Annotated in this window: 10 protein-coding genes and 2 pseudogenes; 4 read left to right on the forward strand and 8 right to left on the reverse strand. The window is 52.5% G+C overall.

The annotated features are described in order from the left end of the window. Nucleotides 1–130: 130 nt before the first annotated feature. Entirely contained in the window at nucleotides 131–874 is a 744-nt protein-coding gene (gene aglF / locus O2S87_RS16385) for a UTP--glucose-1-phosphate uridylyltransferase AglF (protein WP_475409842.1), read from the reverse strand. A gap of 101 nt (nucleotides 875–975) precedes the next feature. Between aglF and aglM the strand changes: the two genes are divergently transcribed. After that, nucleotides 976–2,259: a UDP-glucose 6-dehydrogenase AglM gene (gene aglM, locus O2S87_RS16390; RefSeq protein WP_475409843.1), complete on the forward strand. Its 1,284-nt coding sequence runs from the start codon at nucleotides 976–978 to the stop codon at nucleotides 2,257–2,259. Between the two features lie 36 nt (nucleotides 2,260–2,295). Here the strand turns inward: aglM and O2S87_RS16395 are convergent, their stop codons facing one another. Together O2S87_RS16395 and O2S87_RS16400 are read right to left on the reverse strand one after the other, a co-directional pair. After that, nucleotides 2,296–3,570, reverse strand: a complete 1,275-nt coding sequence (locus O2S87_RS16395; protein ID WP_475409844.1) for an RNA-guided endonuclease TnpB family protein — start codon at nucleotides 3,568–3,570, stop codon at nucleotides 2,296–2,298. Continuing rightward, nucleotides 3,567–3,722 (reverse strand): DUF2080 family transposase-associated protein, encoded by a 156-nt coding sequence (locus O2S87_RS16400; RefSeq protein WP_475409845.1) that lies wholly within the window; start codon nucleotides 3,720–3,722, stop codon nucleotides 3,567–3,569. The genes O2S87_RS16395 and O2S87_RS16400 overlap by 4 nt, the downstream gene beginning before the upstream one ends. Before the next feature lie 53 nt (nucleotides 3,723–3,775). On the opposite strand from O2S87_RS16400, the gene tnpA reads away from it, so the two are divergent. After that, nucleotides 3,776–4,174 carry an IS200/IS605 family transposase gene (gene tnpA, locus O2S87_RS16405; RefSeq protein WP_475409846.1) on the forward strand — a complete coding sequence of 133 codons (399 nt, stop codon included), beginning with the start codon at nucleotides 3,776–3,778 and terminating at the stop codon, nucleotides 4,172–4,174. 46 nt (nucleotides 4,175–4,220) lie between these two features. Here tnpA and O2S87_RS16410 read toward each other — a convergent pair whose 3' ends face one another. From O2S87_RS16410 to O2S87_RS16425, 4 genes are all read right to left on the reverse strand, one after another. After that, nucleotides 4,221–5,030 carry a hypothetical protein gene (locus O2S87_RS16410; protein WP_475409847.1) on the reverse strand — a complete coding sequence of 270 codons (810 nt, stop codon included), beginning with the start codon at nucleotides 5,028–5,030 and terminating at the stop codon, nucleotides 4,221–4,223. A gap of 138 nt (nucleotides 5,031–5,168) precedes the next feature. After that, nucleotides 5,169–6,398 (reverse strand): RNA-guided endonuclease InsQ/TnpB family protein, encoded by a 1,230-nt coding sequence (locus tag O2S87_RS16415; RefSeq protein WP_475409848.1) that lies wholly within the window; start codon nucleotides 6,396–6,398, stop codon nucleotides 5,169–5,171. After that, on the reverse strand, nucleotides 6,399–6,524 hold the full coding sequence (locus O2S87_RS16420; protein ID WP_475409849.1) for a hypothetical protein: 126 nt from the start codon (nucleotides 6,522–6,524) through the stop codon (nucleotides 6,399–6,401). A gap of 691 nt (nucleotides 6,525–7,215) precedes the next feature. Then, complete coding sequence (locus tag O2S87_RS16425; RefSeq protein WP_475409850.1) at nucleotides 7,216–8,298, reverse strand: hypothetical protein; 1,083 nt, start codon at nucleotides 8,296–8,298, stop codon at nucleotides 7,216–7,218. A gap of 544 nt (nucleotides 8,299–8,842) precedes the next feature. Here O2S87_RS16425 and O2S87_RS16430 point away from each other — a divergent pair. After that, nucleotides 8,843–10,957, forward strand: coding sequence for a hypothetical protein (locus tag O2S87_RS16430; protein WP_475409851.1), 2,115 nt, complete (start codon nucleotides 8,843–8,845; stop codon nucleotides 10,955–10,957). 11 nt (nucleotides 10,958–10,968) lie between these two features. Here the strand turns inward: O2S87_RS16430 and O2S87_RS16435 are convergent. Beyond that, nucleotides 10,969–11,718: pseudogene (locus O2S87_RS16435) on the reverse strand (RNA-guided endonuclease InsQ/TnpB family protein); the annotation flags it as partial. 106 nt (nucleotides 11,719–11,824) lie between these two features. On the opposite strand from O2S87_RS16435, the pseudogene O2S87_RS16440 reads away from it, so the two are divergent. Then, a pseudogene (locus tag O2S87_RS16440) lies at nucleotides 11,825–12,240 on the forward strand (transposase); the annotation flags it as partial. Between the last annotated feature and the right edge of the window lie 139 nt (nucleotides 12,241–12,379).

A 12,379-nucleotide genomic window follows, 5' to 3' on the forward strand; every position in this document is an offset into this window, starting at 1 on the left:
AGTGTAATCTCGATTGGGGACTCTTTCATTCTAGCACCGAAACAGTCCCCTTCCTCTAACGTATCAACTGCTACTTCGTTGCGGTGAGTGTTGGCTTGGTTCTAAACGATCCTGAGACGCGACCAAATTGTTAGTTGGCTGTCTGGGCTTCTGTTCGATCACCTTGTTCCTGTATTCGGCGCTCGGCTTCATCCCGATCCTCAGGATACCCAACATCTAGCCGCCAGCCCTCCAAGCCAATCGCATCAATCGTCCGGCCAGACCGAATCAACAGATCGATCGCTTCGCTAATCTCGTACTCGTTGCGGTTCGATGGCTGGACCAGATGACAGGCATGGAAAATCTCCGGAGTAAATGTATAGAAGCCAGTCATCACCAGATTAGATGGCGGGTCTTCAGGTTTTTCGACCACATCGGTGATTTCGCCGTACTTGTTCGTATCACATACCCCGTAGCGACTTGCCTCGTTCCAGTCGACTTCCTCGACCAAAAACGCGGCATCCGCCCGGTCTTCGCGCTGTCTCCGAACCACATCTGCCAAGTTAGCTTGGAAGATGTTATCTCCGAGAATCAGCATGAAATCGTCGTCGATGTATTCTTCGACGGTCAACAGGGCGTGGGCCAACCCCTTCTGTTCGCGCTGGTGGGCATACGTTATTGGAACCCCCTCGTACTCGTCACCGTAGTGGTCGATAATCACTTCTTTGAGATAGCCGACGACCACGACGAGTTCGTCAGCACCCAACTCCACCAGCTGGTCGAAACAGTGGGTCAAAATCGGTTTATCGTCGACTTCGACCATTCCCTTTGGCTTGTCCTCGGTGAGCGGGCGCAGCCGGGTTCCCTTCCCGGCAGCGAGTACAACTGCTTGCATACTCGTAGCGAACAAGTCAATACATAAAGAATTTTTTATACACCCAACAGTTCGCTGTTATACCAGAACCCTCATACTCACAACCCCAAACAGATCACCTAATGCATATTACGGTCATCGGCAGCGGCTATGTCGGAACAACCATTGCAGCGTGTTTCGCTGAGATTGGTCATATGGTGACGGCGATTGATATCGACCAAGAGATCGTCGACACGCTCAACGCTGGCAACGTACCGATCACCGAACCTGGTCTCGACGAACTACTCGCTGAACACGCTGGCGGTCGACTCACCGCCTCGACAAGCTACGATGCAGTCCCTGAGTCGGATATCACGTTCTTAGCGATCGGAACCCCTTCGAACGAAGACGGGAGTATCGATCTGGCTGGCCTCGAAGCGGCGGCCGAAGCGACCGGTGAGGCACTCGCTGAAAAGAATGACCCACATCTCGTTGTCATCAAAAGTACGGTCACCCCACCGAGCATCCGAGACGTGCTCGAACCCGCAATCAGACGAGGATCCAATGATAACGAAGCCATCGAGATTGCAATGAACCCGGAGTTTCTCAGGGAGGGCACAGCCGTCTCGGACTTCCAGAACCCGGATAAGCTCGTCGTTGGGACGGACTCCGAGTGGGCGACTGACCAGCTCGTAACCGTTTACGAGCCGCTGCTTGAACCCGAGACGCCCATCGTCGACACCGATCCCGAGACCGCAGCGATGATCAAATACGCCAACAATGCGTTTCTCGCCGCCAAAATCAGTCTGATCAACGACCTCGGGAATATCTGCAAGGAGTTCGGCCTCGATGCCTACGAGGTCGCCGACGCTATCGGCCTCGACGACCGTATCTCCGAGCAGTTCCTCCGCAGCGGTGTCGGTTGGGGTGGGTCGTGTTTCCCGAAAGACGTCAACGCGATTATCGCCGCTGCTCGCGAGGAGGGCTATGAGCCAGCCATGCTCGAAGCTGCCGTAACAGTCAACGATCGACAGCCAGACCGGATGCTGGTGCTTCTGCAGAAACACGTCGACCTCGATGGTGCCCGAATCGCGGTGCTTGGCCTCGCGTTCAAACCGAACACCGACGACATTCGCAACTCGCGGGCGATTCCGGTGATCGAAGCGCTAAAACCAGGAGGTGCCGATGTCGTCGCCTACGATCCTGTTGCAGCCGGTCATATGGCCGAGCAGTTCCCCGAAATCGAGTACACCGAGACAGCCGCCGAGGCGCTCGACGGTGCGGATGGCGCACTCATCGTCACCGACTGGGAGGAGTTTAGCTCGCTCGGCGAGGAGTTCGATTCAATGTCGACGCCGGTTGTGGTGGATGGTCGTCGGTGTATCGAACACCGCGACGGGATCATCTATGAAGGATTGACGTGGTGAACCGCCTCGGGGTCAAGCCCCGAGGCTTCCCGTGGGTTAGTCGGACACTCCCATCCGACCATCAGCCTGATAGCCTCGAACGGTCGGTTGGGTCACGGTCGGGGCGTCCACGGCCCCCGATGCCTGCCGTCGCACCTTCCGAACAACGGGAAGGCTGTTGAGAGCAGGCACATTCCAATCGAGTTTCTTCACGCCTTTCACGGCAATGTTGATGCTTGCACCACGGTCGCTGTGGTCTTGATGGGAACAGTCCTTGCACTTGAACCGCTTCTTTTTCCGATTCGCAAGCTCCGTGTGTCCGCACATCGGACATCGTTGGCTCGTGTACGTAGGGTCAATCCACGCTGTCGGGATGCCCTCGAATGAAGCCTTGTACGACGTATAGAACTGTAGGGCGCGGAACGGAAGGTGGTGCAAGCGTCGGTTCATCCGAGTGCCGTAGTCGATACTGTCGCGCATCTCTTTGAGGTCTTCAAAGACGATGCACGGTTTCTCGAACTGCTGGCTCCACTCCACGATGTGCCGAGACTCCTTGTGGAGTCGGTCATGGACAAACCGTTCTTCGCGCCCTTCGAGCGTATCGTGGATGATGTCCTTCCCCGCGTTCTGGACGCGCTTCCGCATCGTGAAGTAGCGGTGGCGCTCGAACTTGATTTCGGGGAAGTCAATAACCAACGTCCCCTCGACGCCATCCTCGGAGAGCGCGGTCAAAGCAACGTTGTCCTCGTTCACGTCCACACCAACGACCGTCCGTGAGTCCTGCTTGTCTCGAACGGACTGTTCGGTGTTGGTGACGTTGACGTGCAACTCAGGATTGTCGTTGTGGAACAGGGCCTCCGCCGTCCCAATCTTCCACTCGTCGCTTTCGAGTGCGGTCTTGAGAATATCGAGGTGAGCGTCATTCCCTTCGAGGACGCCTTTAACGTGGTTGTACGGTTTCGCGCTGATTCGGAACGCCACGTCGCCATCGTCGGTGAGTGACAGGTTGTACCCCTCTTCGTAGTTCGCACGAAGCGGGTACGCACCGTCTTTGGTGTGGCCCGGGAGTCCGAAGTCGTCGTACTCGTAGTAGTTCTCCATCGCTCCGAGAGCCTTGGCGACAACGCGCTGAGTCGTGTTCTTCACAAGGTTGGCGTCGTCTGCCACGCGGTCGGGAATCGTATTCCAGTCCGCACCTCTTTTGGCGAGACGGATGGTTTCGTTGTACACCGAGCGCGCTTCGAGCGTGGCATCGTACAACAGGCTCTCGTTGTCACTCTGGATGTTGAGTTGGAAGTCCAGAGTCTTGACGAGAGCCTGTGAGCCTGTCATTCTTCGTCTTGTTCGGCGGGTTCTGAGGTTCGAACGACTTTCACGTCGGCCCCACGCCAGCGTTTAGGGACGGTGACGTGGGCGCTGTTCCCGAACGGTTTGACCTCACCGTCGAGAACTTCCTCGCCGTCGATTTCAAAGCGATTCACCATACTCGTGTATATCCTTAGGATATACTTAACTGTGTTGGTGGATTGGGTTCAATATGGGTGAGAAGCGGTCGAATCACACGGTGTACAACGTCAACTACCACTTCGTGTGGTGTCCGAAGTACCGCCACGCGATTCTCGAACCAATCGAGGATTCGTTGGAAGCGAGTTTCCGCAACGTGTGCGACGAGTACGGCTACGAGATACTGTCGCTCCACATCTCACCCGACCACGTACACCTGTTCCTCTCTGCCCACCCGAAACACGCGCCGAGTGAGATTGCACGGACTGTCAAGAGCATCACGGCTCGGGAGATGTGGGAACGACACGAGCCGTACTTGGAAGAATATCTGTGGGGTGGTGGATTCTGGGAACGGTCGTACTACATCGGGAAGGCAGGACAGGTATCAAGCGAGACGATTGAACGGTATATCGAACGTACAGAACACGTCTAAGTGTCGGCTTCACCCTCGGGGTCAAGCCCCGAGGCACTCGCCTTGTTTATCTGTAGACGACACCTCTCACCATGCCGTACATCCCACCGAAAACAATCCCGAAGACTCCACAGACCACGAGACTATAGAGATGAACATACGGCACCGACACTGCCACCCCGAGGACCCCAAACCAGAGGGGTAGCAGAACTACGACCCCGACGATCCAACATATAAATCCGAGCACTCCGCCGAGCAGCGTCGTCGCCAATGGATTACTTAGAATCAACGAGTCGACCAACCCTGCGACCCCTTCGAATCCGACTGCAACAAATACACCCAATCCGAAGCCGAGTGGAACCAGCAGCAGCCCACCGACGATGGGATTGTCACTGCCGACGAGCAGTGCCACCGAGCTGAAGTTGTTTTGCAACCCAACGACAACGGCCATCCCAAGAGTCCCGTATGCGGCTGCAGCCAGCGTCGAAATGGCTGCAGTGGCCCCCAACGGAAGCCGAGTATCCGAACGATAACCTCTCTCAAGGAGTGAAAAACTCACCCAGAAACATCCGACGACTAGACAAAATACGAGGATCGATCCGAAGACGCTCGGGAGATATTGCTGGCGGACAATGGGTCGGTCGAGCGTATAATGAAGACCGAAGAAATCGACCCACGGCGAGTTGTGGATCGCATACAACCTCGTTGCGAACACAGGGGCGATATTGTGGAGATCGGGTGTAATCCCCCAGACGCCTCCGATCGGAATCAACCATAGTCCGTATTCGCGGTCGAGCCCAGCGCGCAAACAGAATGGCAAGCAAAAAGCCAGCAGGAGGGACGCACCAATGAGGAAATGTGCGATAGCAGGAGCCATCTGATAGTGAAATGTAATAGGGAACGTAAAATATTTTCTACACACTCAAAGACCTGTTTCAACGAGATTCTTTATCCATCCCACAAGACTCCCGAATCAAAGCTGACACCCAGCAAGAGACGCGTGAACTACCCCACCCTACTCGCTCACGGCTTTCGCCGTTCGCTCCTTGAGGGTGGGGCTTCCTGTTTCCACGACGCGCTTTGCAGATACAGACGTATCCACAGGGAGCGCAGTCTTCACAGGCGTTGATTCGGAGTATCCCAATCCTATATCTTCAAGACCACGAGAAAGGATGTTCCACGCTGCGTTCGCGTCCCTGTCCGCCTCAAACCCACACGACGGACAGGAGTGTTCGCTCACCCACAGCGGCTTGTCTATCTTGACACCACAGGACGCGCATTCCTTCGTCGTATCTTTCGCGTTAACCGCGACGAAGTGCGTCCCCTCGCGCTCGCACTTGTATTCGAGCATCCGTAGGAACGTCCCCCACGCCGCTCCCGCACGATTCCGAGAGTTACCCGGTAGTTCGACCAGTCCCTTCGCGTCCAAATTCTCAACGGCTACCAAGTCGTACTTAGTGGCATAGTAGTTCGACAACTTGTGGAGGAAGTCTCGTCGCTTCCGCTTCAGGTCGGCGTGACGTTTGGCCACGATTTGCCGTTGTTTCTCCCAATTCGCAGACCCGTGTTGTTTTCGAGAGAGATTACATTGTGCGCGTTCGAGTCGTTCCTGCTCGTTGCTGAAGTCAGGACTCTCGATGGCGTACCCATCAGTGTCGTGTGCGTACTTGAGGATACCTACGTCGATACCGATGCACAGCTCGGGGTTCTCAGGTTTCTCGGGCGTCGATTCGTCCACGTCGATGCCGAACGTGGCATACCACTCGCACGTAGGTTCTCGCTTGATCGTGACTTGTTTGATACTCGCGGTCTCGGGGATGTTGCGGTGAAGCTGAATCGGTATCTCACCGATTTTGCTCAACCACAAGACAGGCCGACCACTCGTATTCTTGAGTTTGAAGCCGGACTGGTTGTAGGTGAGAGACCGATACTCTCGAGGCGGTTTCCATTTGAGCATCCCCACGGCGTGTCCGTTATCTTTCTGTGCTTTGAGCGTGGAGAGATTGTCGTAGACGCGCTTGACGACCATCTGGAGAACTTTTGAGTGAACGTCTCTGAGGTCGTCCCACCACGTTTTGAGGTCGGGGAGTCTCCCCTGCACGTCGTACCGTGCTGGACTGTCTTCAGACTCGTTGAGTAGGTGGAGAACGTGGTTGTACAGTTGCCTACAAGTATCGACATGATGGTGAAGCGTCTCGGTGAGTACTTCTGATGGGTCGAGTCGATACTTGTAGTTGTACTGCATCTATGACTCTCGTTCTTTGATTAGTTCATCCAGTTTCTCTTGGACGAACGAGGAGAGATTCAGGTGATTCTCCTGAATCCACTCCTCTTGATCGTCTCGGATGGAGATGTTCTTGCGCGTTGCCATAGTATATTTTACACAACTTATGTAAATAGGAGTTGCGATTGTGTAGGCCTGTGGGCCGAGTGTCGAACGTGTTTGAGAGCCGTGCGGCACTGTATCCCCTCCCTACTGCGTCCTCAGAACGCTTTGCGTTCTGACGTGCAGACGAGAGTGCTCTCGTCAACGCTACTCGGTCGCTTCGCTCCCCGAGTTGCTCCTTGAGGAAGGGGACTTAGCGCCTAATTCCAGTTAAAATGTGTATGTGTATTGTAACTTTTGGGCCGTGCTCAGCCTGATATCCCATGGCAACGTTATCGCGATCTAACTCACGTGAGGAGGTCAATCGTGCGGCGACCGAGCGGCAGTTCAATTGATACCACTACTGTACATCGATGCATGAGCACTGGCACACCAAAAAGATAACAAGAATGACGGCGAGTTGGTGAAACTCAATGTTAAGATACCGAAGCAGCTTCTCAAAGAGATTGATAAACTTTCTGAGGAATAAGTTACACCAACCGATCGGAGTACATTCGTGAGGTATTGCCAGACACCACAGAATCGATCCTGACGCCGGGTGCACAGGAGGTATCTTACAGAGCCTTGCCGACGTTGAAGCTGGTCGAAAGGCCAGCCACGAAGAGACTAACAAGCGCTTCGGCCTAGACGACAACTGAGAGGTATAGTGTGGCACACGATCCGGAATACGGCGACGCTATTGGTGTCGTCGACTCAAGAACAGTGCGGTAAAGAGTAGTGCGATGATTGAAACGATCGGCGACAGTGGGGTATCATCGTCCGTTAGATCCTCGGAATCATTCGCATTCTCGGACGACTGGTTGTCATCCGAACTATTTGGCTCGATCACTGAGTCATCTTCGTCTGTGTCACCATCATCGGTGGCATTTTCGTCAGTGGCATTTTCGTCGGTGACATTATCATCAGTGGCATTCTCCTCAGAGGTATTCTCGTCGGTGACATTTTCATCCGGATTGTCATCTCCTGAATCGTCTTCATCCGATTCATCATCAGTTGAGTCATCAGAATCATCGGTATCATCCTCATTATCATCTTCGTCATCATCCGACTCGGTCTCCTCGGTTACTGTAGCCTCACTGAGCCCAAGGATCTCGTTTTCATCGTTGTACAGTTGTTCGTCACCAACCGCAGAAACATAGACCTCGTAGGATTCGTCATCAAACGACGAGATCGAGACTGTTTCTTCGTAGCTGTCACCTGACCCATCGAGTGTCACTCGCTCTTCCGTATCATCATTCCAGACGACTGCTTCGACGGATTCCGGTTGGCCCGAACTCGCCGTTGGTGTAACCGTTGCACTGATTGTAAGTTCGGAATTATCGGTATCTTCGGTTGCTTCACTATCAATATCATACCCTGAAACGACGACTGGAGCTCCGCGTTCATAGTTTTCGTCTTTCAGCAGTAGCATGTAAGTTCCAGGCTCAAGATCGTAGTCTCCCGAGGTAAATTCTACAGTGCCGTCATCTTGTTCGTCTTCAATACCCTCTATCTTGTCCTCGGATTTACGAAGTTCCACATTGTGGGAGTCATTCGGAGCTTTTACGTCTGCAACAATTGTTTCACCTTCTTCGAATACCCCAACATGATCAATGGTTATACTCTCATCTTCCAAAGTTATTGTTTCCTCGGGAGTCTCAACTTTATTTTCTGCAGTAAGTTCGTATTCTTCAGACCCCATTACGGTCCCAACTGTGGTAAAACAGAGACAACAAACAAAAATGAGTAGGATGCGGTTCGACCAATGGTTTATTGCCATACTCACAAAAAATTGTATAATGTATTTATAATCTACTGTTTGATGATTAGACGGAAGAGTGAAATGAACCTTATCGCAATGAGGACGATCTCGACCGATTGCCAACTTAGGCGCATAACGAAAAGTTTGAAAATTGGCTCATCTCGATTTAACAGCTGTAAAAAGGTACATCAAAAGAAGATTTGGCTACAGATTTCGGTATATCTCAAAAACCCGATGTCCCTGGCTCAAATTTTTAAAAAGGCAAACTTGCACTTCTTACCTCGAGATTAGTGGGCGGTCAATATCGATCCTATTTGAGTAGTAGGTAGGCTTTATTATGTCTAACGTGCACGCTCCGTTCGTGAACCAGGGCATTTTCTGCATTGCACATCGACAATTCATCTGATTAACCTCCTGACTGCAAGGATTCAACCTGACATTGTCTATCGATTAATTAGGTTCTATTGGTCACGATATAATCCTAGACCAATCGTGAAGTTGCTTCAAAGAATATGTTCATAGGTCGAAAACACTATTATGGTATGTTTTCAATTGGTCAAATATGAATGGCAAATTTCGTGGAATGATACTACCATTATTCCTCATCTTGTTGATGATAACATCGCCTATTACAACGGCAATTGTTGCAGGAACAGGCCCAGACTCTAGTCAAACTTTTGAACTCACAGACAAAGTTGATGTCTGGGAATTCTCAGAGTTCCCTTTGCAAGCTACTAACACGGACGATGCAAGCTCAGTAATTGATCTTCCAAATATAATATTAAAAGATGACGATATAGGTACCGTTGGATATGACCGAGATGAAGTCGGAGTGTTCACCAAAGATGATAATGTAGAATTCAGTTTTGAAGATCGTTCCCCTAGCGATGTTGAAGACTTGGAAATCTCTGAAGACTCGACACAGGTTCATGTGGTTCGTCTGGAAGAAGATGCCTCGGATGTCGACGAGGACGAAGCTCCGAGCAGCCTCGGCGAACTCCGTGATGCGCTCAAGAAAGATGACGTTAATTCGAACGCGTCTTTCGAAAACATCACGTCCAGCGCTGTCGACGATATTGGTGATGATGGCGAGTTCGATTTTGACCATACATTCGATGAGTCCGGTCAGTATGCGGTCGTAGTCTCCCAGACCCCGGATACTGACGATGAAGGGATCAAGACCGACGGTGATGAGTTTGATGAAATTGATGGCGATATCAGTATTGTCGGTCTTGAAGCAGTCGCAGTGCAGGAAACTGAGGCTGAGGCACAAGTTGACGAACCAAGTGATCCCGAACCTAGCGACGATCTCGAATTTGATGTCGATGCCAATCTCGACCACGGTTCAGATACTAACCATATGGTGGCCGTCTACAACGAGGATACATTCTCGGAAAACCAGGTGACGTTCACAGCACCAGATTCCTTCGACGACGATACAGACACGTCTAATATAAGCATCGAATCGGATATCGGATACGTCAGTGGTGTCTCAAACGTTGAAGATGACTTCTCAGTTCTCGGTCGAACAGTTGAGGCACGGAATGATAGTGGTGAGTTCCAACTCGTCGATATCAGTAGCCAGATCGCAGACCGTGCCGATGCAGGTGAACCTGAAATTGAAGACGACGAAGAGATCCTCAACGCATCTGCAACCGCGGAAATTGATGAGGATGACTCAAAAATCACCGTGGAGACATTAGATGATTGGGAGGACGGTGACTACCAATACGTCTACATCGCCTCGGGTGACAACAGCCAAGAGTTCTCAACTGCGGAAGGCACATTTGAGATTAGTGAAGAAGAGGAAGAAGATGAAGAAGATGATGACACATCTTCGGGTGGCCAAAGTTCACCATCATCTGGTGATAATGAAGGCGAAGAAGAGGAAGAAGAGGAAGAAGAGGGAGAAGAGAAAGAAGAGAAAGAAGAGGAAGAAGAGGAAGAAGAGGAAGGTCCATCAGTCGAGGATGCCCGTAATGACCTCGAACAGACCGAACCCGACACAGAGACTCGCACAGAAATTTCCGACAGTGATCCAGACCGCCCCGGTGTGAACGTACAGCCAGAAGGCACTGAATCAGTTCGCGAGGTCTCGTTCAGCGATGAATCAGCCAGTGGAAACCTAGACACCAGAGAATGGCAGGATCCACCGCAGTCCGTTTCCGATTCTGTGAGTGCAGCAGAATCCGAAGTTGAGCAAGAAACGGAGGACGAAACAGAAAATACTGCAGAAGTCGAAAGCCTCGCTAATACGGACGAACAGACTGAAACCACCGCGAGCGTCAAAACTGTCGCTGATATGGAACCAGACTCGGATGAGGTCCGTGGGTCGGAGGCGACCGTTGAGATGACTGTCGATCGAGATCGAGTTGATGATCCCGAAGATACAGTCATCACCCACGAACGCGACAACAGCTGGGAAACACTGGACACTGAGGTTGAGGAAACCAGTGACGACGAGGTAACGCTGACTGCCGAAACTGATTCGTTCTCCCTGTTTGCGGTCGCTGAGGTAACCGAATCTACAGAGGAAGATACGGACGGATCGGAAGAATCCACAGACGATGATGAAAGTGGGTCTGATGGTCCCGGCACAACTGGAATAGTTGCCATATTGGTGCTGATACTGCTGGTTGTTGCTGGTGCAGTTGGATACCGACAGATGCAGCAGTGAACTACCCCACCCTACTCACCCGCTAACGCGGGTTCCTTGAGGGTGGGGCTTCCTGTTTCCACGACGCGCTTTGCAGATACCGAGGTATCCACAGGAAGCGCAGTCTCCGCAGGCGTTGATTCGGAGCGTCCCGCTCCTAACCGCTTCCTGATTCCGCGAGAAAGAATGTTCCACGCCGCGTTCGCGTCTCTATCCGTCTTGAATCCACACGCCGGACACGAGTGTTCTCGAATCCACAACGGCTTCTCGCTTGAAACGCCGCAGGATGCGCACTCATTCGTCGTTCCGCGTGGATTCACAGCGACGAAGTGCGTTCCTTCGCGTTCGCACTTGTATTCGAGCATCTGCAGGAACGTCCCCCACGCTGCATCTGCGCGGTTCCGTGAGTTGCTCGGTAGCTTGATCAATCCCTTTGCGGCCAAATCTTCTACTGCCACGAGGTCGTATTCGCAGGCCTAGTAGTTCGAGAGTTTGTGAAGAAAGTCACGGCGCTTGTGCTTTAATTCGGCGTGGCGTTCGGCCACAACTCGGCGCTGTTTCTCCCAATTTTCTGACCCCTGCTGTTTCCGCGAGAGGGTGTGTTGGACGCGTTCCAACCGTTCGCGCTCGTCGAACAGGTCGAGAGATTCGACGGCGGTTCCGTCCGTGTCGTGCGCGTACTTGAGAATCCCCACGTCGATGCCGACGCACCGCTTAGGATTCTCTGGCTTCTCCGGCGGGTCCTCGGGCGTTTCAATGCCGAGAATGGCGTACCACCATCCGTCTGTTAAGCCCAGAACCGCGGTACAGTGGTAGCTTATCGAGGCTTCTTTTCGAGAGGAATGAGGAGGCAGCAGTGTGTCCAAACACGCCTCCTCAACACGTCTTATGCGTCGCCTCACTAGCCTTTTCCATCTGAGTTTCTCGAAGAGCACGCCGAGGAACTCGGCGTGGTCGAGCGTGATCGAAAGCTCCAGATTCCGGCTTTCGTCTGAGCACTCGTGTTCGGCTTCGCCGCAGGTGAAGGCCGAACACTTGCTGATTTTCGCCTCTGTTACAACTCAACGGCCGACAAGACGCTCTCTCCAGGTGGCTTCTATCAGCGGTTGACGCCGACTCTCGCAGAGTACTTCAGCGATCTCGTCGAGACCGCTCTCGACGAGGTCGCTGTTCCCGACACGGCTGGTGTTGATGTCGAGCAGTTTAGAGACGTGATGATCGCTGATGGGACCATTCTACGGCTTCACGAGATGCTTTCCGAGGAGTACAAAGCCCGACACGAGGAGCAGGTTGGAGCGAGAGTGGTTGGCGTAACCTTTGGGTCGCGTCTCAGGATCGTTTAGAACCAAGCCAACACTCACCGCAACGAAGTAGCAGTTGATACGTTAGAGGAAGGGGACTGTTTCGGTGCTAGAATGAAAGAGTCCCCAATCGAGATTACAC

Source organism: Halohasta sp. A2, from assembly GCF_056175805.1.